Source organism: Ensifer adhaerens (genome assembly GCF_028993555.1).
GTDB classification, from domain to species: Bacteria; Pseudomonadota; Alphaproteobacteria; order Rhizobiales; family Rhizobiaceae; genus Ensifer; species Ensifer adhaerens_I.
In genome coordinates, this window is sequence record NZ_CP118610.1 from 681,192 (window position 1) to 701,493 (window position 20,302).

The 20,302-nt window shown below is 63.1% G+C and carries 23 protein-coding genes and 1 pseudogene; 8 read left to right on the plus strand and 16 right to left on the minus strand.

All coding sequences use genetic code 11. The annotated features are described in order from the left end of the window. Positions 1 to 73 precede the first annotated feature (73 nt). Both PWG15_RS03205 and wrbA read right to left on the minus strand, forming a co-directional pair. Positions 74 to 1,279 (minus strand): MFS transporter, encoded by a 1,206-nt coding sequence (locus PWG15_RS03205; protein WP_275023065.1) that lies wholly within the window; start codon positions 1,277 to 1,279, stop codon positions 74 to 76. Continuing rightward, a pseudogene (gene wrbA, locus PWG15_RS03210) lies at positions 1,279 to 1,912 on the minus strand (NAD(P)H:quinone oxidoreductase). The gene PWG15_RS03205 and the pseudogene wrbA overlap by 1 nt, the downstream one beginning before the upstream one ends. A 107-nt stretch (positions 1,913 to 2,019) precedes the next feature. Here wrbA and PWG15_RS03215 point away from each other — a divergent pair. Then, positions 2,020 to 2,931 carry a LysR family transcriptional regulator gene (locus tag PWG15_RS03215; RefSeq protein WP_275023066.1) on the plus strand — a complete coding sequence of 304 codons (912 nt, stop codon included), beginning with the start codon at positions 2,020 to 2,022 and terminating at the stop codon, positions 2,929 to 2,931. Here the strand turns inward: PWG15_RS03215 and PWG15_RS03220 are convergent. The 3 genes from PWG15_RS03220 to PWG15_RS03230 form a co-directional block, all read right to left on the minus strand. After that, positions 2,928 to 4,088 carry an MFS transporter gene (locus tag PWG15_RS03220; protein WP_275023067.1) on the minus strand — a complete coding sequence of 387 codons (1,161 nt, stop codon included), beginning with the start codon at positions 4,086 to 4,088 and terminating at the stop codon, positions 2,928 to 2,930. The two genes, PWG15_RS03215 and PWG15_RS03220, sit on opposite strands and share 4 nt — an antisense overlap. A gap of 150 nt (positions 4,089 to 4,238) precedes the next feature. After that, on the minus strand, positions 4,239 to 5,075 hold the full coding sequence (locus PWG15_RS03225; RefSeq protein WP_275023068.1) for an aldo/keto reductase: 837 nt from the start codon (positions 5,073 to 5,075) through the stop codon (positions 4,239 to 4,241). A gap of 86 nt (positions 5,076 to 5,161) precedes the next feature. Next, the gene (locus PWG15_RS03230; RefSeq protein ID WP_275023069.1) at positions 5,162 to 6,343 is read right to left on the minus strand and encodes an MFS transporter; all 1,182 of its coding nucleotides are present in this window, start codon (positions 6,341 to 6,343) and stop codon (positions 5,162 to 5,164) included. A gap of 141 nt (positions 6,344 to 6,484) precedes the next feature. Here PWG15_RS03230 and PWG15_RS03235 point away from each other — a divergent pair, with 141 nt between their 5' ends. Next, positions 6,485 to 7,378: a LysR family transcriptional regulator gene (locus tag PWG15_RS03235; RefSeq protein ID WP_275023070.1), complete on the plus strand. Its 894-nt coding sequence runs from the start codon at positions 6,485 to 6,487 to the stop codon at positions 7,376 to 7,378. Positions 7,379 to 7,405: 27 nt separating this feature from the next. Here PWG15_RS03235 and tam read toward each other — a convergent pair whose 3' ends face one another. The 6 genes from tam to PWG15_RS03265 all read right to left on the minus strand — a co-directional run bounded on the left by tam (position 7,406) and on the right by PWG15_RS03265 (position 12,071). Then, positions 7,406 to 8,179, minus strand: a complete 774-nt coding sequence (gene tam, locus PWG15_RS03240; RefSeq protein ID WP_275023071.1) for a trans-aconitate 2-methyltransferase — start codon at positions 8,177 to 8,179, stop codon at positions 7,406 to 7,408. Between the two features lie 11 nt (positions 8,180 to 8,190). Then, positions 8,191 to 8,853 (minus strand): haloacid dehalogenase type II, encoded by a 663-nt coding sequence (locus PWG15_RS03245; RefSeq protein ID WP_223726723.1) that lies wholly within the window; start codon positions 8,851 to 8,853, stop codon positions 8,191 to 8,193. A gap of 190 nt (positions 8,854 to 9,043) precedes the next feature. Further along, positions 9,044 to 9,604 (minus strand): phosphatase, encoded by a 561-nt coding sequence (locus tag PWG15_RS03250; protein WP_275023072.1) that lies wholly within the window; start codon positions 9,602 to 9,604, stop codon positions 9,044 to 9,046. A 107-nt stretch (positions 9,605 to 9,711) separates the two neighbouring features. Then, the gene (locus PWG15_RS03255; RefSeq protein ID WP_275023073.1) at positions 9,712 to 10,395 is read right to left on the minus strand and encodes a YoaK family protein; all 684 of its coding nucleotides are present in this window, start codon (positions 10,393 to 10,395) and stop codon (positions 9,712 to 9,714) included. Between the two features lie 111 nt (positions 10,396 to 10,506). After that, positions 10,507 to 11,547 (minus strand): zinc-dependent alcohol dehydrogenase family protein, encoded by a 1,041-nt coding sequence (locus PWG15_RS03260; protein ID WP_275023074.1) that lies wholly within the window; start codon positions 11,545 to 11,547, stop codon positions 10,507 to 10,509. Beyond that, positions 11,544 to 12,071, minus strand: coding sequence for a GNAT family N-acetyltransferase (locus PWG15_RS03265; protein WP_275023075.1), 528 nt, complete (start codon positions 12,069 to 12,071; stop codon positions 11,544 to 11,546). The genes PWG15_RS03260 and PWG15_RS03265 overlap by 4 nt, the downstream gene beginning before the upstream one ends. Positions 12,072 to 12,225: 154 nt before the next feature. On the opposite strand from PWG15_RS03265, the gene PWG15_RS03270 reads away from it, so the two are divergent. Continuing rightward, on the plus strand, positions 12,226 to 13,107 hold the full coding sequence (locus PWG15_RS03270; protein ID WP_275023076.1) for a branched-chain amino acid aminotransferase: 882 nt from the start codon (positions 12,226 to 12,228) through the stop codon (positions 13,105 to 13,107). A gap of 72 nt (positions 13,108 to 13,179) precedes the next feature. Here the strand turns inward: PWG15_RS03270 and PWG15_RS03275 are convergent, their stop codons facing one another. The 4 genes from PWG15_RS03275 to PWG15_RS03290 all read right to left on the minus strand — a co-directional run bounded on the left by PWG15_RS03275 (position 13,180) and on the right by PWG15_RS03290 (position 15,358). Further along, a complete protein-coding gene (locus PWG15_RS03275) occupies positions 13,180 to 13,695 on the minus strand; it encodes a hypothetical protein (protein ID WP_275023077.1) in 516 nt (171 codons plus the stop codon). A 175-nt stretch (positions 13,696 to 13,870) separates the two neighbouring features. Further along, positions 13,871 to 14,458 carry a TetR/AcrR family transcriptional regulator gene (locus tag PWG15_RS03280; RefSeq protein ID WP_275023078.1) on the minus strand — a complete coding sequence of 196 codons (588 nt, stop codon included), beginning with the start codon at positions 14,456 to 14,458 and terminating at the stop codon, positions 13,871 to 13,873. Beyond that, positions 14,452 to 14,784 (minus strand): hypothetical protein, encoded by a 333-nt coding sequence (locus PWG15_RS03285; protein WP_275023079.1) that lies wholly within the window; start codon positions 14,782 to 14,784, stop codon positions 14,452 to 14,454. Before PWG15_RS03285 ends, PWG15_RS03280 begins: the two co-directional genes overlap by 7 nt. A 235-nt stretch (positions 14,785 to 15,019) precedes the next feature. Continuing rightward, the gene (locus PWG15_RS03290) at positions 15,020 to 15,358 is read right to left on the minus strand and encodes a hypothetical protein (protein ID WP_275023080.1); all 339 of its coding nucleotides are present in this window, start codon (positions 15,356 to 15,358) and stop codon (positions 15,020 to 15,022) included. Positions 15,359 to 15,577: 219 nt separating this feature from the next. Between PWG15_RS03290 and PWG15_RS03295 the strand changes: the two genes are divergently transcribed. Beyond that, positions 15,578 to 16,180: a superoxide dismutase gene (locus PWG15_RS03295; protein WP_275023081.1), complete on the plus strand. Its 603-nt coding sequence runs from the start codon at positions 15,578 to 15,580 to the stop codon at positions 16,178 to 16,180. Positions 16,181 to 16,264: 84 nt separating this feature from the next. Here PWG15_RS03295 and PWG15_RS03300 read toward each other — a convergent pair whose 3' ends face one another. Then, on the minus strand, positions 16,265 to 16,960 hold the full coding sequence (locus PWG15_RS03300) for a helix-turn-helix transcriptional regulator (protein WP_275023082.1): 696 nt from the start codon (positions 16,958 to 16,960) through the stop codon (positions 16,265 to 16,267). Between the two features lie 131 nt (positions 16,961 to 17,091). On the opposite strand from PWG15_RS03300, the gene PWG15_RS03305 reads away from it, so the two are divergent. From PWG15_RS03305 to PWG15_RS03320, 4 genes are all read left to right on the plus strand, one after another. Continuing rightward, positions 17,092 to 17,724, plus strand: coding sequence for a LysE family translocator (locus PWG15_RS03305; RefSeq protein WP_058325547.1), 633 nt, complete (start codon positions 17,092 to 17,094; stop codon positions 17,722 to 17,724). A 235-nt stretch (positions 17,725 to 17,959) separates the two neighbouring features. Next, positions 17,960 to 18,406 (plus strand): c-type cytochrome, encoded by a 447-nt coding sequence (locus tag PWG15_RS03310; RefSeq protein ID WP_275023083.1) that lies wholly within the window; start codon positions 17,960 to 17,962, stop codon positions 18,404 to 18,406. 108 nt (positions 18,407 to 18,514) lie between these two features. Beyond that, positions 18,515 to 19,429 carry a c-type cytochrome gene (locus PWG15_RS03315; protein WP_275023084.1) on the plus strand — a complete coding sequence of 305 codons (915 nt, stop codon included), beginning with the start codon at positions 18,515 to 18,517 and terminating at the stop codon, positions 19,427 to 19,429. Positions 19,430 to 19,589: 160 nt separating this feature from the next. Next, the gene (locus tag PWG15_RS03320; protein WP_275023085.1) at positions 19,590 to 20,264 is read left to right on the plus strand and encodes a nitroreductase family protein; all 675 of its coding nucleotides are present in this window, start codon (positions 19,590 to 19,592) and stop codon (positions 20,262 to 20,264) included. The last annotated feature ends 38 nt before the right edge of the window (positions 20,265 to 20,302 follow it).

A 20,302-nucleotide genomic window follows, 5' to 3' on the forward strand; every position in this document is an offset into this window, starting at 1 on the left:
TGAAATGTCGAGCCCACCGGTTTGCCGCCGGTGGGTTTTTCTTTGAAATTCGCCCTTCGGCGCATTGTCGCCATCACCCCCTCCAGGCTTTGCCCCGCAGCGTCCGTTCGAGCGTCGATGAGAGGAAGATGCAGAGCAGCGCGCCGACGCCGATGAAGGCCGCGCCGGAACTCCAGCCATAGAGCTCGATCGCCGTTCCGACCGCGACCGGGCCAACGAGCTGCCCAAGGTTGCTGCCCTGCATCAGCAGCCCCATCGCCATCGGTGCAAGTGCCGGGCGTGGCGCCAGGAGCGGCAACGACGAAATCAGCGTTGCCGGTATGAGACCGCCGATCGCGGAAAACAGAAGGCAGAGGCCAACGGTCAGAGTTTCGCCAGGCTGAGCCAGAAAGATCCACAGACCGGATATGCCCATCAGCACCGCAGCAGTGGCGATCAGCCGTCCGCGGGCGAAACCGCGCGACAGCAGATGCCCGGCGGTGAGATTACCGATGGCATTGACCAGCGTGATGGCGGCGCTGATGACGCTGACGGCCGCAAGCGAGACTTTCAGGCGCTCGACAAGCAGGATCGGCAGGAAACTTGAGAGCGTGAAGCTCATCAAACTGAAGAGGGAAAAGAGCACGAAGAGCAGCACCGGGCCGGGGCTCGTCAGTGTGTCGGCCACATCGGTCTGGAAACTGCTGCCGATGGAGCGAGCCGTCTTCGGCTGCGGCGACAGAACCAGGAAGACTGACAGCAAGCTTGCGAGCGCGACCATTCCGTTGCTCCACCAGATCGCCTGCCAATCGGGAAAAAGTGGCCCGGTCAGCATGGCGGTCGCCATGCCGGCCGGCATGAAGCAGCTCCACAGCGAGAAGGCGAGGTCGCGGCGATCCGATGTCACCAGGCGCATGAGAATGGCCGGGCCCGCAACGACGACAAGCAGGAACCCGAAGCCTTCGACGATGCGTGACAGCAGAAGCAGAGTGAACGCGGGGCTGACGGCTCCACTGAAGGAGCCGAGCGCCAGCATCGCCATCCCGATGCCGAGCAGACGTCGGTCCCCGGCCGCGGTGACGAACGCGCCGGCCGTCATGCCGCCGACGACGCCGACAATGGCGAAGATCGAGGTGATCCAGCCAAGGGCAGAGAGATCGAGCCCGAGGTCGGACTGGAGCAACGGACCTGCAATCAGCCCCTTGCCGACCTGCATCGCCGCGACCACGCCGGCGGCAACGACTGTCATCACGCCTGCCCAATCGGTTCTCTCCCGGACGAAGGTTGCCGCTGTCGCCATCAGGCGATCTCCGCCACGCGCTGACGACCGGCGACCAGCGCTGCCGCCAGGTCTGCGACGTGGCGTCCCTGAAAGTGCGCGCCTTCCAGCTCGTTGGCGCTCGGCCGGCGATCGCCGCCATTGCCGTCATCGGCAAAGCGTCGAGGCGCCATAGGGTGATCCGCCGGTGATTTCATCCATGCGCATCTGCCCCTTGAAACTATAGGGCAGGCCGGCAATCACCATACCAAGATGCAAAAGAACGGTATGGGTGGCGAGGATCGTCGATTCCTGGCCGCCATGCTGGCTTCCGGTCGAGGTGAAAACGCTGCCGATGCGGCCGACCAAGGCGTCGCGCGCCCAGATGCCACCCGCCTGATCGAGAAAGTTCTTCATCTGGGCCGCCATGTTGCCGAAGCGTGTCGGCGTGCCGATGATGATCGCATCGTAATCCGGCAGTTCCGCCACCGTGGCGACCGGCGCGTCCTGATCGCGCTTGTAGCCCGCCTTGATGGCGACGGCTTCCGGCACGATTTCGGGAACCCGTTTGAGTGAGACCGCGGCGCCCGCGGCGCGCGCGCCTTCCGCAACGGCTGCCGCCATGGTCTCGATGTGGCCGTAGGACGAGTAGTAGAGCACGAGTATTTTGGCCATTCGGCTGCACCTTTTCTTTTGAGCACTGTTGTCGGGAACAGGATGGGTGCTTTTATCAATCTATTGAAGTGATATAATTTTCATCAAATTGATCTACGGAATCGATCATGCTGGATGCCCTGACGCTCGATCAGATGCGGACTTTCGTCACCGTCGCCGAAAACGGAAGCTTTCGCGCCGGTGCCGCGAAGCTCTCACGCGTGCAGTCTGCAGTTAGCCACGCCATCGCCAATCTCGAGACGGAGCTCGGAGTCGCCCTGTTCGATCGTTCCGGGCACAAACCGGTGCTGACTGAGGAAGGACGCGCGCTGCTCGGCAATGCCCGCGATATCCTGCTGCGGGTCGATGCCATGCGCGCCCGGGCGCGCGGGCTTGGCGAAGGCCTCGAGTTGGAGCTTTCCGTGATCGTCGATACGCTCTTCCCGATCGAGACGGTCGGGCTGGCCCTGAACGAGATGCGGACGATCTACCCCAATGTTTCGATCAGGCTTGCGATTTCGCCACTGGGCGGACCGCTGGATGGCCTCGTTGAACGCCGCTTCACCCTCGGCATCATGGTCGGCGAAGACTTCCGCGATCCGGCAATCGCCCGCCAGGCGCTCTCGACGGTTCAGATCGTCGCGGTCGTCGCCGCGCATCATCCCCTGGGGCTGAGTGCTGGCGGTGCCGCACTCGCAAATGCCGAACTTGCCGACCACCTGCAGATCGTCCAGTCCGATCCATCACAGCGTACGGCGGGCCGGGATTTCGGCGTGCTCTCGCCGCAGACCTGCCGCGTCAGCAGCCAGGATACCAAACATGCGATGATCCGGGCGGGGCTCGGCTGGGGCCGGCTACCGCTCTGGCAGGTGGAGCGTGATCTCGAAGAAGGTCGACTTGCGCGCATGCCGACGGCAGCGCTTGGCCGCAACAGCCAGGTTGGCGCCGAGTGCTATCTCAGCCATCGGATAGACGAGCCGCTCGGGCCGGCAGCGCGCGTCTTCGGCGAAGCGCTTGTCCGGCTGTGCGCCAAGACCTAACGACGGCCCGCAAGCGTGAAAGCGAGAGTGAAGATCACGAGCACCGTGCCGACACCAAACGGGCCGGCAACGGGGTTGACGAAGTTCATCAGCGCACCGGTGGCGCCGGAACCTGCGGCACTGCCGGCCGCATAGGCGAGCGAGAAGGCGGCGCTGCCGGCAACGAGCATGCTGCCGCGATATTCTTCACCGAGCATGGTGAGCGCCGCCGTGTAGAGCGCGAAGCTCGCCGCGCCGATGAAGGCGAAGGTCAGAAGCAGCGCGATATCGGAAGTGAGGAACGGCACGAGAAGATATCCGGTTGCAGCGACGGCGGCAGCCGAAATTGCCACCCGGCGGCGCGGCAGGCGGTCGAGAAGCACACCGATGAAGGGCTGAGCCAGGGCGGTCGGGATCGCCAGCGCCGTGACGCTGAGCGCGGCAAAGGCCTGGCTGTGGCCGGTCTTGACGAAGTAGACCGGCATGGCGGAGATCGCCGCGATGTCGGCAAAGCCGAAGATCAGCACCATGAGGATCAGGATTGGCGCCTTCCTGAAAAAGGCAAAGAGGTCACGCGTCGACGTGGGCTCGGGCCGGGTGCGCGCGCCCATGGTCAGGAGTCCGGTGAGGAACGCGACGAGCGCGATGTAGATTGCAAGCAGCGCAAAGCCGAGGCCACCGCTGGTGCCGAGCAACGGGATCGCCAGCGGACCGGCGGCAAAGCCGCCGCACATGCCGGCGCCGTAAAGGCCGGAAACACGGCCGCGCAGCCGGTCGGGACAGGCGGTGTTCAGCCAGGCCTCACCGAGCATGAAGACCATGCTGACGAAGAAGCCGAGGGCGAAGCGGGCGACAAACCAGATGGGAAGCTCGGACGTCGAGGCAAGCGTCGCAAGACAGATCGAGCAGCCGCAGAGGCTGGCGATGATCAACTTGTCGGCGGAAGCAAGCCGGGTCAGCCGGCCGAGAAGCAGGGTCGCGGCGCCCAGGCCAGCGGCAAAGCCCATGGCATTGAGACCGATCATGCCGGCAGAAACGCCGCGGCTCTCAAGCGAAAGCGAGATCAGCGGATAGGTGAGCCCTTGCGCCACCGAGAAGGCGGTGACGCCGAGAACGACGGCGATGATCGCCGGCCAATCCGGAGCGAAATCGCTCGCCTGTGCCTCATGCAACGACATCGCCCCCTCCCTCTGATCGGTGTCTGCGGGCCATGTCCATATCGTATCCGCCGCCGGCAGGGAATTGGCCGGCGGCGAAATGGCGGAGCGGGACGAGGAAAAGTGTGAGCGGTTTTCCGCCCGCATCCCGCTCCATTACAAGAGAACAGATCAGGCGGCCCTGTCCCAGACCGGAGCCAGACCCTCGGGGTTGACGATGCGACCGTCTGCGCGGGCAAGCGCGTGGATCTCCGCCATCTCGCCGTCGCCGAGCGCGAAGTCGAAGATCGCGAAGTTTTCCTTCAGGCGATCGATCGTCGCGGTCTTGGAAAGCGTGACCACGTCCTTCTGCTGCACCAGCCAGCGCAGCACCACCTGCGCCGCCGTCTTGCCGTGGCGGCCGCCAATCTCCTTGAGCAGAGGGTCGTTCGGCACCTTGCCGTTTGCCATTGCGTAATAGGCGGTGATCGACATGCCGTGCTTGCGCGCGGTCTGCAGCACCTTGGTCTGGTCGAGATAGGGATGATACTCGACCTGGTTGGTGGCGATCGGGGCGTCGCTGAGCTTCACCGCTTCTTCCATCTGTGCCGTGTTGAAGTTGCTGACGCCGATGTGGCGGACCTTGCCGGCCTTTTGCACTTCGTTGAGCGCGCCGATGCGCTCGGCCATCGGCACGTCGCTGCCGCCCGGCCAGTGGAGGAGAAGCAGATCGACGTGGTCGGTCTTCAGCTTCTTCAGGCTCTCGTCGACCGAGGCGAGGAAGTCGCGATGCGCATATTTGTCGACCCAGACCTTGGTGGTGAGGAAGATGTCGGCGCGCGACACGCCTGAATTATGAATGGCTTCGCCGACCTCGGCCTCGTTGCCGTAGATCTGTGCCGTATCGACGTGGTGGAAGCCGAGCTTCAAGGCTTCCGGCAGCACGCGCAGTACGTCGGCGCCGGGCATGCGGAAGGTGCCGAAGCCGAGCGCCGGGATGTTGGCGCCGTTTGAATTGACGGAATGCATGGGTAACTCCTTGGTTTTGCACAGCGCCCGGCCAGGGGCCGGGCGGGAAAGAGACGAGGGTATAGGTGGGCCAGACGGCCGTTTGTTCAAGCCGGCTGGGCGACGGTTTCTGCCTTGCGGTCGAGTGCACCACTTAAGAGCGTGAGCAGCAGCGCGCCGACCACCAGGGCGGCACCGAAGACCGGTGTCATGCCAAGGCCAAGCGACGATGCAACGATGACGCCACCAAGCCAGGCGCCGATGGCAATGCCAAGGTTGAAGGCGGCGATGTTGAGAGCTGAGGCCACGTCGACGGCACCGGGCCGATGCTGCTTGGCAAGCTGTACGACGTAGAGCTGCAAGCCGGGCACGGTGGCGAACGACAGGAAGCCGAGGCTTGCCAGCGTCACCAATGTTAGGGCTTGGGACGTCGCCGTGAAGGCGAAGAACACAAGGACGGCCGCCTGGGCGAGGAACAGCCCGACAAGCGCCTTGACCGGGTCACGGTTGGCGATCTTGCCGCCGGCAATGTTGCCGATGGCGATGGCGACGCCATAGAGCACCAGGATCAGGCTAACGGCGCCTTCCGAAAAGCCGGTGATGTCCTGCAGGATCGGTGCCAGGAAGGTGAAGGCGACGAAGGTTCCGCCGTAACCGAGTGCGGTCATGGCAAAAACGATCAGCAGACGGCCGGAGCCGAGCACGCGCACTTGGTCGATGAGCTTGGCGGGCGGCGCCTTGGAGAGCGTGTTCGGCAGCAGGGCGACGATCGCGGTGAGCGCGACGACGCCGAGACCGGTGACCGCCCAGAAGGTGGCGCGCCAGCCGAAGGTCTGGCCGATCCAGGTGCCGAGCGGCACGCCGGTGACGATCGCGACCGTGAGGCCCATGAACATCATGGCGATGGCCGAGGCGCGGCGGTCCTCCGGTACGAGGTCGGCGGCAATGGTCGAGCCGACCGAGAAGAACACGCCATGGGCAAAGGCGGAAATGACGCGGGCGACGAGCAGCGGTTCATAGCTTGGCGACAATGCTGCGGCAGCGTTGCCGACGATGAACAGCGCCATCAGGCCGATCAGGAGCGGCTTGCGCTCGATCCGGCCGGTGAGTGCCGTCAGCACCGGCGCGCCGAAGGTGACGCCAAGCGCATAGACGCTGACGATCAGGCCGGCGAGCGGCAGGGTGACATTGAGGTCGGTGGCAACCGTCGGCAAGAGGCCGACGATCACGAATTCGGTAGTTCCGATCGCATAGGCCGCGATCGTCAGTGCAAGGATGGCAATGGGCACGACGAGACCTTTCCCACCCGGCTGGGAGGAACCGGGTGCGTTGGTAGTTGATGAAGTCGAAGCGGAATATGAGCCTTGGCACTCATCATGATAATGAGCATAATGATACAAAGGACTGTGAATTGATTTCAAAGGTGGTGGATGGACAATCGGGCGGGTGAAATGGAGGTCTTCGTTGCCGTCTCGGAGACCCGCAGCTTCTCGGCCGCCGCGCGGCGTCTGAAGCTTTCGCCGTCTGCAGTCAGCAAACTGGTGACGCGCATCGAGGACCGGCTGGGCACGCGCCTGCTCGTGCGCTCGACCAGGACCCTGCAGCTGACACCGGAGGGGGAAGTCTATCTCCAGCGCGCCCAGCGGATTCTCACGGAAATCGCAGAGACCGAACAACTGGTCGCAGCCGGCGGCCGCATGACGCCGCGCGGGCTGTTGCGGGTGAACGCCGCGGTCGGCTTTGGGGAGCGCTACATCCTGCCGCTCGCGCCGGAGTTCCTGGCCTGCTATCCGGAGGTACAGCTGGACCTGACCCTGACGGACAGCATGATCGACGTCGTCGGTGAGCGCGCCGACGTGGCGATCCGCACCGGTCCGCTGCGCGATTCGTCGCTAAAGGCGCGCAAGCTTATGGAAAGCCGTCCGGTCGTGATCGCATCGCCGGGCTATCTGGAAAAGCATGGAGTCCCGCAAACGCCCGATGATCTCGACGGCCACAATTGCATCCGCTTCAACTTCCGCCGCAGCGTCGACGAATGGGCGTTCCGCATGCCCGGCCAGCCGGCTGCGGAACTACGCTCCGTCTTCGGCAATATGCAGGTATCGAGCGGTTCGATCGTCCGCCAGCTTTGCCTGGCCGGCATTGGTATTGGCCGTATCGGCCGTTTCCACGTCGAGCCGGACTTCGAAGCTGGAACGCTCGTGCCGCTGCTCGAAGAGTATCAATCGGGCGAGATCGAGATTGTCTACGCGGTCTATGCCGGTCACGAGCATCTTGCCGCTCGCATCCGCGCCTTCATCGATTTTCTGGCCGAGCGCATGTAGCGCTACGTCCGCAGCCCCTGCGAGAGCCTAGCCCGCCTTTATCGCCACGATGAAAAATCTCGGAAAGTGCAGAAGCACCTTGCCGTCGCTCGTTGCCGGATAGGCTCTGCGAATCCCGTCCGTGTAGTCGGCAAGAAAGGCGCTCCGCCGGTCCTCGGGCAAGGCATCGAGGTAAGGTCTGAGGCCGGTCCCTTTGACCCATTCGACGATCGCCTCGGCATTCGCGAGCCGGTGGTAGTAGATCGTGTGCCAGACCTCGATGCGTGCTGCCCAAGGAACCAGGCATTCGACGTAGGTTGCCGGTGGCGGCATCGGATTGCGGCGGATGGTCTTGCCGGCAAAGGCGTCCGTGAAAGCCGGGCTTCGAGCCGTCTCCTCCATCAGCAAATGGCTCGGCTCGCCGAGATTGTCCGGCATCTGGACCGCAAGCGCTCCGCCGGATGCGAGCGACTTCATCAGTCTTTCGAAGATCGCGAGATGGTTTGGAAGCCACTGGAAGACGGCGTTGCCATAGAACAGCGAAGCGCCGGCGGGTGGGACCCAGGTCGCGAGATCCGCCTTTTCGAAGGAGATTCCGGGCAGCCGCTTGGCGGCGGCAACGAGCATGTTCTCGTCGCTGTCGAGCCCTGAAAGTGTCGCCTCGGGGAACCGGTCGCGGATGATCTCGGTGGAGTTGCCCGGACCGCAACCGAGGTCAAAGGCAAGGCCCTCGGGCAGTTCGGGCACTTGGGCGAGAAGGTCTCTGGCTGGTCGGGTGCGTTCGTCTTCGAACTTCAGATATTGCGCAGGCGACCAGACCATGGGGAGATCCTTCAGATGCCGAATTGCAGGCTTTCGAGAGAGGGCAGGATCAGTGCCGGCCCGTGATCGCGATACTCGTCCGGCATGTCCGCCCGATTGATCCACACGGTGCGGAAGCCGAATTTCGTCGCTCCGGCAATGTCCCAGCGGTTCGACGACTGGAACGAAACCGCGTGCGGGTAGAGCCGGTAGCTGGTGGTAACGAGATCGTAGACGGCAGGCGCCGTCTTGAACGCCTTCACCGCGTCGACCGAGAAGACGTCGTCGATGACGATGTCGAGTGCGGCGTTGCGGACCGCAGAGGCGAGCATGGCTGGCGAGCCGTTGGAGAGGATGGCGATGCGGGCGCCGCGCTCCTTGAGCCCTTTCAGAACCGCCGGCACTTCCGGATAGCAGTCGAGCGTCCAGTAGGCGTCGAGCAGGCGCTTGCGAAGCTTCGGGTCGGCGGAGGGAAATCGTGCGAAGGCGTAGTCGAGCGACTGTTCGGTCAGTTGCCAGAAATCCTGATAGCTGCCCATCAACGAGCGCACCCAGGAGTATTCGAGCTGCTTGGCCCGCCAGAGTTCGGAGAAGGCCTGCCCGTCCGGGCCGATCTCCTGCGCGTGGCGCCTGACAGCCGCGTGCACGTCGAAGAGCGTGCCGTAGGCGTCAAACACATAGGCCGCGTGGGACATCATTTCCTCCCGTCTTTTGCCTTCGGCACTGGCGGGCAAGATCGAGTCTTCCCGTCAAAGCCCAGCCGAAAACAAAGGCTTACAGCATCATGCCTGATCAGGCAGCCAACTGTCACCGTTCTTTCGTGGGATCATGTCAAATCTTTGTGCAATGCACAACGGCTTGCGGCAAAGCTGCAGGTTTCTCATTTCAGCCTTTGGCTGGCTTCCAGACTTTCGCCGGGAAGCGCAGTGCCTGCTTGGCGAGCTTGCCCTTGAGGCCGAGCGCCGTGTCGCAGAGGTTGACCACATGCCTGTTCGGCTTGGCCTCCGGCCGCAGCGCGTGCAGCGCGGCGGCCGCGTCTTCCGGCGGCATGTAGCGTGCGAGGATGCCGAGGGTGAGCGCGGTCGCGCGGCCGATTCCCCGAAGGCAATGGACGAGCAGATGTGCGTCTTCGGGCAGGCGGTCGACAAAAGCGAAGGTGGCTTCGATCGCCTCCGGGCGCGCCGCATCCGGTTCATCCGGATCGGTGGTGTCGCCGAAAAAGAGTTCCAGGTGCCGCTCCGGCGGCAGTTCGATCATCGAAAGCAGCCGGCTGCCGGGAGCGCGGATCGAGATCAGGTGCGTCGGCGCCCAGAGCGCCCGATTGTGCCGCGCTTCGGTCTGTGAACTGACGATTGCCCGAATCGGCCATCCGGCAGGATGCGCCGGATTGGCTTCGAGAACGGGATGGTAGAGTTCATCTCCGGTAACGGCTGCCGCAAGCGCCATGTCAGGACCTCGATCGTGATTCTTCCGAGCGGATTTTGCCCTGAAATCGGTCACGGCTTAAGGGCAAAATCTTGGAAAGGGCGAAAAGCTGCCATGAGGGCAGGGCATCAGCCCGAATGGATATAGCGTCGCGACCAGCGGGACGGCACCAGAACAGTGGCAAGTGCGAGCCCGGTGCTGAGTGCAAAGGACGCCCAGAGCGAGGCTGCGCCGAAGTGGCGCTGCAACAGAGCGCCGGCAACCGCACCTGAGAACATGCCGAGCCAGGGCACGATCTGCACGAGCCATTGACGGTTCTTGTTGCCAAGCAGCCAGCGGCCGAGCCCTCGCCCGAAGCGGGAAAGGGCGCCGGTCACATAGGTAAGCCCGATCGGCAACCCCTCGATATGTTCGACCGCCGCGTTCACCAGGCCCATGGCGAGCACGACGCCATAGAAATAGAAGGGCTTCGGCATCCAGCTGCCGAAGCCGGCGCAGAGCATCAGCATGAGGCTGACCGACGAGAGAACGCCGACGACACTGAGGCGTGCGGCCGCGATCACGCCGAGCGCGTTACCGATGATGAAAGCCCCAAGCGCGCCGACAAGCAGCAGGGCGCCTATGAAATCACCATCGCCGAGCGCGATTGCTGCCCGGGTCGTGTTGCCGCTCATGAAGGAGACGAAATCGCCAATGCTCAAGAGCCCGATCGCATCGGTCATGCCGGCGAGAAAAGAGATCGTCGCGGCAATGGCAAGCGCCGTGCCGGTGCGCTGCCGCTTGATCAATCTTCGCCGTCTCGCAATGGTCATCTGCCTTGCCCCCGATCCGGAACAAGGTTTAGCGCATTGAGGCCGTGAGTCGGAATGGGCAATGCCGGCGCCTTTGCGCAGACGGTGCTGTTCGGGCTGCCCATAGCGCTATCAGAATCGCGTGATGACGCTGATACCGAGGTCGGTTGAGCGGTCCATGGCGGTCAGCGCGGGTATGGCCTCTGCAAGCGAGATCTCCCGGCCGATCAGTTGCTGCGGCTTCAGCTTGCCGTCGGCGATCATCGCCAGCATGGCGTCGTAGCGCCAGGCCTGCATGCCGTGGCTGCCATAGATCTCGAGTTCGTGGCCGATCACTTGCGCCATCGGGATCTGCGGCGTCGCCTGGTCGCCGAGCATCAGCCCGACCTGCACGTGGCGGCCACGCCGGCGCAGGTTCTTGATCGAGTTGAAGCAGGTCACCGGGTTGCCGAGTGCATCGATCGAGACGTGAGCGCCGCCGCCGGTGATGTCTTTCACCGCTGCGGCCACGTCCTCGACTTCGCGGCCGTTGATCGTCGCGACCGCGCCGATCTTCCTGGCGAAGGCGAGCTTGTCCTCGGCAATGTCGATCGCGATCGGCTGGGCGCCGAGGGCGGCGGCGATCATGATCGCCGAAAGACCCACACCGCCGCAGCCATGCACCGCGACCCATTCACCGCCCTTCACCTTCGCCTGGTCGGCGACCGCGCGGAACGAGGTGGCGAAGCGGCAGCCGAGGCTCGCGGCTGTCGTGAAGTCCATGCTTTCGGGCAGATGCACGAGGTTCTGGTCGGCAAAGTCGAGCGCGACATATTCGGCAAAAGAACCCCAATGGGTAAAGCCCGGCTGGAACTGCGCTTCGCAGACCTGCTGATTGCCCGAGCGGCATTCGCCACAGCGGCCACAGCCGGACACGAAGGGCACGGTGACCCGGTCGCCGACCTTGTATCGCATCACGCCGCGGCCGGCGGCTGTGACAACGCCCGCCAGCTCGTGGCCGGGCACATGCGGCAACCGGATATCGGCGTCATGGCCCATCCAGCCGTGCCAGTCCGAGCGGCAAAGTCCCGTTGCCTCGACCTTGACGACCACGCCGTTTTCCGTGGGCGTCGGATCGGGAAGCGTGCGGATTTCCGGCATCTTCTCGAAAGCGTCGTAGTACATGGCTCTCATCGGGGTGCTCCTTGCAAGGCGGATGGGGTGCGGCCGTCGATGTGCCGCGCCATCAGAATTTCGTCGACCTCTACGTCTCCGTCGAGCATGCCACCGGGTACGCGGCCGATTTCGTGAAAACCTTCACGCGCGTAGAAGCGGATGGCCGTCGGGTTGTCGGCGCGCACGACCAGTTCCAGCAGGCGGACGCCCGACGCGTGGGCATGGTCGGTCAGATGGGTGAGAAGGTGGTGCGCCGCGCCGGATCCGCGCGCTTCGTCGCGCACATAGACCATGATGATCGTGGCCCGGTGCGCCAGGCGGCTCGCGCGCTCGCGCATCAGCCCCATGATCCCCAGCGGCCGGTCCTCATCGAGCGCGACAAAGACGGCATTGGTCGTCAATCGCTCACGCCACTCTTCCGTCGAAAGTCGCTCCCAGTCGGCGGCCGTCGACGCGAAGGCCTGGGGTTCGCGGTTGAGCGCCTCCAGCCTTATGCTGCGGAAGATCTCCACGTCGCCTTGCTCGAGATGCTTGATGTGCACGGCTTTCTCCTTCCAGTGAAAGGAGAGACTAAGCGAGAGGCCATCCCGGTACCAGAATGGCTGCCATGACATTTTTTGATAGAACCATTCACCACGATGCTGTTTTTTCGGGTTATGCCGAAGGATGAGAACAAAAAACCTGAAGGAGACGCCGATGGCCGTCGATACATCCCCCCGCTCCGTGACCTGGACCTATGTCGATGGTGAATGGCTCTCCGGCAATCCGCCGCTGATTGGCCCGACATCGCACGCAATGTGGCTGGGCTCGACGGTGTTTGACGGCGCCCGTGTCTTCGACGGCGTAGCACCCGATCTCGACCTCCACTGCCAGCGTGTCAACCGCTCGGCGACGGCGCTTGGCCTGAAGCCGACCATGACCGCCGACGAGATCGAAGCGCTGACGTGGGAAGGTGCCAAGAAGTTCGACGGCAAGACCGCGCTTTATGTGAAGCCGATGTATTGGGCGGAGCACGGCGCTGCCGGGGTCGTCGCGATCGATCCGGAATCGACCCGTTTCGCGCTTTGCCTGTTCGAAGCGCCGATGGGCAACGGCCATGGCGGTTCGTCGTTGACGCTCTCGCCCTTCCGTCGCCCGACGCTGGAATCGATGCCGACCGATGCCAAGGCCGGCTGCCTCTATCCGAACAATGCGCGCATCCTGACGGAAGCCCGCTCGCGCGGCTTCGACAATGCGCTCGTACGCGACATGCTCGGCAACATCGCCGAGACCGGCTCCTCCAACGTCTTCCTCGTCAAGGACGGCGTCGTCTATACCCCGGCCGCCAACCGTACCTTCCTGGCGGGCATCACCCGCTTCCGTGTGATGACGTTGTTGCGAGAGGCCGGTTTCGAAGTGGTCGAGGCGACGTTGACGATGGCTGACTTTGAAGCGGCCGACGAGATCTTCACGTCAGGCAATTATTCCAAGGTGCTGCCGGTCACCCGGCTCGAGAGCCGCGACCTGCAGGCTGGCCCGGTCGCCGCCAAAGCGCGCGATCTCTATATGGATTGGGCGCACGCGGCGCGCGACGTCTGAGGCGCACCAGCATATCTCTTGCCAGCGCAGGGCCGGAGCCACTGCGCTGGCGGCGGTGCGGGCGGATGGCGCTCATCGCGCAAGGGGAGCGCGCGCCCTGACCGCAGCGCGCTTATGGATCAGGTAGGCCTGCACCGTCAGACCCGACAGGAAAATCACCAGCCAGACCAAGAGTGTAGTTTGCACGATCGGCGATTCCGGTCCGCTGGCAAGCGGCTGCCAGGCGGGCAGGCGTTTCAGCGTTTCGGCGATCGCCGGCACGATCAGCAGGAAATAGCTGAACGAGAGACCGAGCGTCGCCAGGTAGGGTCTCAGGCGGCCGAACAATGCGAGCCGCTCGATGACGAGACTTCCACCGATGACGAGCAGCGTGACGATACCGAGCGCATGGCCGGCGTTGAAGCCGCCGGTGCTCGAAAGGCCTGCGGACGTCAGTACTGCCACGACAATGGTGGCGAGGTAGATCTTGCCGGAGCGCGTCTCAGGAACAATCGCCCCGTAACGAGCAAAGCCGTAGAGGCCCGCGACGACGGGTGCGAGGCTGATCGCCGTATGGATGATACCGAGCGTTGAAAGCGGATTTGCCATGATCTTGCTCCTTCTTGCGTTCGACCGACTAGTTGGTCTGGATGAGTGTGAAAAAGAAACGCGATGAGTTCAACTGCCATCGCGTCCGGTTGCGAAAATTTCTAATGCTGACGTCCGCGGCTTGCCGTTCCCGCGGGAACAGGCGGTCGTGGACCGGACGGCGGTTACGTCCGGATCAGGCCTTCCCCGTTTCCTGAAGCTGGTCCAGGGCCGGCCGCGCGATCGACGAAAACACGGCTGGATCCGAACCGGCAACGCGCGCGGCAAGCATTGCGCCGTGGACCGTCGCCATGAGCGCCTCGGCGGCTGTCCTGGATCCTTGTGCGGCCTTCAGGCGGCCTGACGCCACACCGTCCTCGATCGTTGCTCCGAGCCAGCCGGAGAGGTCGGCGAAATGGCCGCGCACTTGCGCGACGACAATATCAGGCAGCGAAGGTATCTCCGAGGCGAGAAGGGCGCCGATACAGAAAGGCATGTCCTGTTTGGCGATACACTCTTCCCAGAAGCCGATATAGGCCTCGAGCCGGGCCACCGGATCGCTGACAGCCGCAAACAGTTGCTCGACACTACGGCGATTGTTCTTGCGGTAGCGGGCAAGCACGGCTGCGGCAAGGTCCGCCTTTGTCGGGAAATGATGGTGGATGGTCGCCTTGCCGATGCCGACCTCCGCCGAGATGTCCGCGTAGCTGAACGCGTTGTAGCCCCGCGACACCATCAGGCGTTCGGCCGCGTCGAGGATCCGCTCGGAAGTATCGCTCACCATGAGCAAGGTCTACCAACTGGTCGGTCGAAGCTCAAGGGAGGAGCAGTCCTCGAAACCTGTTCCTGGGGCGCGGCGGCCGACTTTACCCGACCACGGATCGACGACGCCTTGGTCTGCACGGCAATTTCCCGCACGCCAGACCAGGTCCACGGAAGCGGGTCGGCGGCGTACCGTCCCTGCGGAATTTTGATGAGGTTTACCGTCGGACTGCCATTGTTCATGTTCTGCCGGACGTCGGCATACTTGAGCCGGCCGGACGCCAGCGCGTTGACGAGCCGCTTGCAGGCAAGGGTCGGAACCTTGCTCGGAGGAACATTGAGCAGCATCGCGCGCCCTGTAGATCCGACTTCGACCACTTCTTGTTGACGCAGTCCTGGTACATCGCCTCTTGAAGAGCCGGGCTGCCTTGGGCCGCTGCCTGCAGGTGCGCATAGTCATCCTGCGACGGTGCGCAGGAGGCAAGGACAGTGAGGATCCGGTAATTGCATGGGTGCCTATTCGCAACCCTCTGTAGCGGTGTGCGGCAATCGAACGGCTTGCGCCGGATCGCTCGCGCCCGGGCTATTTCTTCTTCGCCGGCACACCGACCTTCACCGCGTCGGGCGTCAGTTCACCGCCGAGTTCAACTGTCTTCTTCTGCTTGTCGAAGACGCAGATCTGTGTGACAGCGGCCTTGGAGCCTTTTGGCGTACCGACAACCAGCGCCAGGCCGAAGCTTTCCGAGCCGAAGGGGTCGACGACGACGCTGGCCTTTTGCAGCGAGGTGGCTGCGGCCAGGCACTTTTTTGAAACCTCTGTCCGGAACGCCTCCCAGGCGTCGCCGGAAGAGGCTGAGGCACTTGAAGCAGCGAGCGCGGCGGCGGCGGAAAGGGCGAGGGCGGGGATCAGACGCTGTGGCATCGACGGTCCTTTATGCGTGGTTGTAGCCGCCGCAAAGCTGCAAGCAAACCGTGGCATGAATGTGCTCGAAAGTGTCATGCTTTCAAAATGATGTTGAAAGTATATTCCGTGGGTTGAGGAAAAATTGGCATTGCATCGGTTGCCTCCATCGGGGCCGGTGCCTATGTTCCCGCTCACAGAATTACCTGACGAAATCCCATGCCAAGAGGAGATGCCCACATGGCTTTCGAATTGCCGAACCTTCCCTATGACTACGATGCGCTGGCGCCCTACATGTCGCGCGAGACGCTCGAATATCACCACGACAAGCATCACCTCGCTTACGTGACCAACGGCAACAAGCTTGCCGAAGAAGCAGGCCTTGCCGACCTGTCGCTCGAGGAAGTCGTCAAGAAGTCCTACGGTACCAACCAGCCGTTGTTCAACAATGCCGGCCAGCACTACAACCACATCCATTTCTGGAAGTGGATGAAGAAGGGCGGCGGCGGCACCAGCCTGCCGGCCAAGCTCGAGGCGGCGATCAAGTCCGATCTCGGCGGCTACGACAAGTTCCGTGCCGACTTCATCGCCGCCGGCACCGGCCAGTTCGGTTCGGGCTGGGCCTGGCTCTCGGTCAAGAACGGCAAGCTTGAAATCTCGAAGACCCCGAACGGCGAAAACCCGCTCGTTCATGGTGCTTCGCCGATCCTCGGCGTCGACGTCTGGGAACACTCCTATTACATCGACTACCGCAACGCGCGTCCGAAGTACCTCGAAGCCTTCGTCGACAGCCTGATCAACTGGGATTACGTGCTCGAAATGTACGAAGCGGCCGCCAAGTAAGCGGCTCGTCTTCTCTGCATGACATTTGGACCCGGCGCTTGCGCCGGGTCTTTTCTTTTCGGTAGGGCTCCGGTGAGCGCCTCGTCAGGCCGCCGTCGGTGGCGTCTTCCAGCCGCTGACCCACAGTTCCCTCAGGCGGTTGCCTTCGCCCGGAAAATAGGCGTCGGTCGCTTCGCAATGCTCGACGCGGTCTGCCCGGAAATTGCGGATCGCCTGCCGCAATTCACACCAGGCCACGATGTTGGCGGTTTCGGAATAGTAGATCAGCGCCACCGGCCGGATCATCCGTTCCGTCGCCCGGCCGAGTTCGTCGCGATAATTGAGTTCGAGCTTCTGTTCGTCGCGGATCGCCCGGCGCACCAAGGCGAGATCAATACCGGCAGGCGAAGGGGTGATCGTTCCCCAAGCATGCAGCGCCTGGGAACGAAAGGCGAGCCGGAGTGGTTCGGGCACGGCTGCAGTGATCTTGTTGTTGACGCGGCCGGCAGCCGCCTTCAGCTCTTCGTCGCCAGTCCGCGATAGCAGGGCCAGCGCCACGGCGATCGCCTCGGTCTCCTCGATCGAGAACATCAGAGGTGGCAGGTCGAAGCCGGGCCTGAGGATATAGCCGATGCCGCGGCCGCCCTCGATCGGTACCCGCATCGCCTGAAGTGCTGCGATATCGCGATAGATCGAGCGCACTGTCACCTCCAGTGCTTCGGCCATTTGCGCGCCCGTCACGGGTTTCCTCGCAAGCCTGAGAATCTGGATGATCTCGAAAAGCCGTGCCGCCTTGCGCATCGAAAACCGCCCCCGTCATCAACGCTCCTGACAATACCTTGTCAGTTGCCCGGATATATACCATCAGACAACGAATTGAAAAAACAGCAATTCGTCTTGGGAAATGAGAAAACAGGTGACGGACAACTGACATGACCTACACGGAAAATCTCTGGCTCTTCTTCACCTTGCTGTTCGGCATCATCATCGTGCCGGGCATGGATATGGTCTTCGTTCTGGCGAATTCACTGACGGGCGGGCGGGCCTCCGGACTGTCGGCGACGGCCGGCATCATGGCCGGCGGCGTGCTGCACACGCTCTATGCGGCTCTCGGGGTCAGTGTCATCCTGCATCTGGTACCCGGTCTCTTCAACGTGCTGCTTGTCGCCGGTGCTGCCTACATCGCATGGATCGGTTTTTCGCTCGTCAGGAGTTCGATCACCATCGGTGGCATCGAAGGTTCGGGGAAGCTGTCGCGCTGGGCCAGTTTCCGGCAGGGCGCGCTGACGAGCCTGATGAACCCGAAGGCCTATCTCTTCATGCTGGCGGTCTATCCGCAGTTCCTCAAACCCCAGTTCGGGCCGATCTGGTCACAGGCCCTGGTCATGGCCGCAATGATCGCGACAACGCAGCTCGCGATCTATGGCGGCCTGGCGCTCGCCGCCGGCCGCGGTCGTGATTTCCTGGTCGGCAGCCCCGGCGCAACGGTATGGATCGGTCGTGCCGCAGGGGTGGTGCTCATCCTGGTCGCGGCTTTCACCATCTGGCAGGGCTGGGCGAACTGATGTCCACCGCGACCGGCCAGAAGTATAAACATGACTATAATAATCATATTTGTGGTTCTGACCGGAAAAAATCCCGGAAATACGGGGCGACCATCGGAAATTCCGCTGTCGTAACAAGCACATCAAAAAAATGTTACTTCCGCAGAATAATCAAGATGACATCATGCCGGCGCATTGGACTTGAAGGCTAGCCAGGCAGATTCGCCAAGCAGATTTGATTGACCGGGAGATCCTGATGAAAATACGCGCACTGATGTTGGCTGCCGCTCTTGCGGGCCTGGGTGTTACTGCCGTGACTGCGGCCGACGAACCGCAGGTGGTTCGCCAGCAGGCGATGAAGAAGGTCGGCGCGGCGACCGGCGCGCTTGTCGGTATTGCGAAGGGCGAGAAGCCCTACGATGCCGAGGTCGTCAAGGCGTCGCTGACGACGATCAGCGAGACGATGAAGACCTTCCCGGATCACTTCCCGGCCGGCTCGGAGACGGGCCATGAGACCGAGGCGAGCCCGAAGATCTGGGAAAACATGGATGACTTCAAGGCCAAGGCCGCCAAGCTCGGCACTGATACCGCGACGGTCCTGGCCCAGCTTCCTGCCGACCAGGCGGCCGTTGGCGCTGCCCTCGGTGGCATCGGCAAAGACTGCGGCAGCTGTCATGAGAGCTATCGCCTGAAGAAGAATTGACGGGCGGCGACGTCGCATCATGTTGAGGAGGGAGGCACGCGACTTCGAGCGCGTGCCTCTATCTGTATCTGAGGCCGGTCGGTTTGTGACAGGGCACGAGGGGTGACAATGGGTCGTCGCGCGAGAAAGCTGATTTCGGGTCTTGTGGTGCTGGGCGTCGTCGGCGGGGCAGCATTTTGGTGGCTGACGAAGCCGGCGCCGTGGAGCGCCTCTCATTGGGAGGGGCTGGGTGAGCCGGACCTCGCCAATGGCGAACAGGTTTTCTGGGCAGGCGGCTGCGTGAGCTGCCATGCCAAGCAGGGCGCCGAAGGTGACGCTCGTCTCGTTCTTTCCGGCGGCGCGCCGCTGAAAAGCCCCTTCGGAACGTTCCATGCGCCGAACATCTCGCCTGACGGGACCGCCGGGATCGGCGGGTGGACGCTTGCGGACTTCGGCAACGCCATGACCCGCGGCGTGGGACGCAACGGCGAGCATCTCTATCCGTCCTTCCCCTATGGCTCCTATGCGCGCATGACGACCAAGGACGTCAACGATCTCTGGGGTTTCATGAAGACCCTGCCGAAGAGCACCGAAGTTGCGCCGCCGCACGAACTGCCGTTCCCCTACAACATGCGGGTGGCGTTGGGAGGCTGGAAGCTGCTGTTCCTGACGGACAAGCCACGCGTCGCGGTCGACGCCAGCGATCCAAAGCTTGCCCGCGGCCAGTATCTCGTCGAAGGGCCCGGCCATTGCGGCGAGTGCCATACGCCTCGCAATGCGATTGGCGGTTTCGAGCCTGATCAGTGGCTGGCCGGCGCGCCCAATCCGGAGGGCCAGGGCCGCATCCCGGACATCACGCCCGGTTCCAAGAGTATCGGCGGCTGGAGCGCGTCTGATATCGCCTCCTATCTGGAAACCGGCTTCACGCCGGAATTCGATTCCGTCGGCGGCTCCATGGTCGAGGTGCAGAAGAACATGGCCAAGCTGACGCCGGCCGACCGGGAGGCGATTGCCGCCTATCTCAAGGCGGTGCCAGCGCTCTGACCCTTGATCTTCGCGACAAGGCGCGCTCAACTCCTTCTGCACGCTTCGCTTGATCGTCGCCGGTTGAGACGAAAAACATGCAGGAATTCAAGGCGTTGCGGCGGTCTCCATGCGTCGAGAGGGGCGAGCGGTGCTGGAGGACAACGGGGAGGAGACTGAAATGCGCCCACACGAGACCGTGCCCTATGACCAGTGGATCGAACGCAGCCCTGAGGAGATGGCGACGCGGGCCGCTGACTTCTACGAAGAGATCAACCGTCGCCGGACCACACGCTATTTCAGCGATCGCGCGGTGCCGCGGGAAGTGATCGAAACCTGCCTGAAGGCGGCCGGCACGGCTCCGAGTGGTGCCAATCATCAGCCCTGGCATTTTACTGTCATAGAAAGTGCCGCGATCAAGGCTAAGGTGCGCCGCGCGGCGGAAGAGGAAGAGCGCGTCTTCTATCGGGACAAGGCACCTCAGGAATGGCTCGACGCATTGGCGCCGCTCGGAACGGACGAGGACAAGCCATTCCTTGAAACCGCACCCTACCTGATCGTTATCTTCTCGCAAAAGCGCGGCGGGCCCAACCCGGGCGACCTGAAGAAGAACTACTACATCAATGAAAGCGTCGGTATCGCCACGGGCATCCTGATCACGGCGCTGCACCATGCCGGGCTCGCGACGCTCACCCATACGCCAGCGCCGATGAATTTCCTCAACGAGATCTGCGGCAGACCGGAAAGTGAAAAGCCGTTCCTGATCCTGGTTGTCGGCTATCCGGCCCCGGATGCAACCGTTCCGGTCGCCGGCAAGGCGAAGAAGCCGCTCGATCAGATCTCGAACTGGCTCTAGCGCTAGTTCATCCGCTTCGAGCCGCGTCCTAGGCCGCG

Coding starts and splice junctions, on each gene's coding strand:
- PWG15_RS03235 (WP_275023070.1), top strand. CDS start 6,485: ATGGACAATCGGGCGGGTGAAATGGAGGTCTTCGTTGCCGTCTCGGAG.
- tam (WP_275023071.1), bottom strand. CDS start 8,179: ATGGTCTGGTCGCCTGCGCAATATCTGAAGTTCGAAGACGAACGCACC.
- PWG15_RS03260 (WP_275023074.1), bottom strand. CDS start 11,547: ATGAGAGCCATGTACTACGACGCTTTCGAGAAGATGCCGGAAATCCGC.
- PWG15_RS03275 (WP_275023077.1), bottom strand. CDS start 13,695: ATGGCAAATCCGCTTTCAACGCTCGGTATCATCCATACGGCGATCAGC.
- PWG15_RS03255 (WP_275023073.1), bottom strand. CDS start 10,395: ATGACCATTGCGAGACGGCGAAGATTGATCAAGCGGCAGCGCACCGGC.
- PWG15_RS03305 (WP_058325547.1), top strand. CDS start 17,092: ATGACCTACACGGAAAATCTCTGGCTCTTCTTCACCTTGCTGTTCGGC.
- PWG15_RS03295 (WP_275023081.1), top strand. CDS start 15,578: ATGGCTTTCGAATTGCCGAACCTTCCCTATGACTACGATGCGCTGGCG.
- PWG15_RS03300 (WP_275023082.1), bottom strand. CDS start 16,960: ATGCGCAAGGCGGCACGGCTTTTCGAGATCATCCAGATTCTCAGGCTT.
- PWG15_RS03205 (WP_275023065.1), bottom strand. CDS start 1,279: ATGGCGACAGCGGCAACCTTCGTCCGGGAGAGAACCGATTGGGCAGGC.
- PWG15_RS03270 (WP_275023076.1), top strand. CDS start 12,226: ATGGCCGTCGATACATCCCCCCGCTCCGTGACCTGGACCTATGTCGAT.
- PWG15_RS03225 (WP_275023068.1), bottom strand. CDS start 5,075: ATGCATTCCGTCAATTCAAACGGCGCCAACATCCCGGCGCTCGGCTTC.
- PWG15_RS03315 (WP_275023084.1), top strand. CDS start 18,515: ATGGGTCGTCGCGCGAGAAAGCTGATTTCGGGTCTTGTGGTGCTGGGC.
- PWG15_RS03310 (WP_275023083.1), top strand. CDS start 17,960: ATGAAAATACGCGCACTGATGTTGGCTGCCGCTCTTGCGGGCCTGGGT.
- PWG15_RS03320 (WP_275023085.1), top strand. CDS start 19,590: ATGCGCCCACACGAGACCGTGCCCTATGACCAGTGGATCGAACGCAGC.
- PWG15_RS03245 (WP_223726723.1), bottom strand. CDS start 8,853: ATGTCCCACGCGGCCTATGTGTTTGACGCCTACGGCACGCTCTTCGAC.
- PWG15_RS03220 (WP_275023067.1), bottom strand. CDS start 4,088: ATGTCGTTGCATGAGGCACAGGCGAGCGATTTCGCTCCGGATTGGCCG.
- PWG15_RS03280 (WP_275023078.1), bottom strand. CDS start 14,458: ATGGTGAGCGATACTTCCGAGCGGATCCTCGACGCGGCCGAACGCCTG.
- PWG15_RS03215 (WP_275023066.1), top strand. CDS start 2,020: ATGCTGGATGCCCTGACGCTCGATCAGATGCGGACTTTCGTCACCGTC.
- PWG15_RS03285 (WP_275023079.1), bottom strand. CDS start 14,784: ATGCTGCTCAATGTTCCTCCGAGCAAGGTTCCGACCCTTGCCTGCAAG.
- PWG15_RS03250 (WP_275023072.1), bottom strand. CDS start 9,604: ATGGCGCTTGCGGCAGCCGTTACCGGAGATGAACTCTACCATCCCGTT.
- PWG15_RS03290 (WP_275023080.1), bottom strand. CDS start 15,358: ATGCCACAGCGTCTGATCCCCGCCCTCGCCCTTTCCGCCGCCGCCGCG.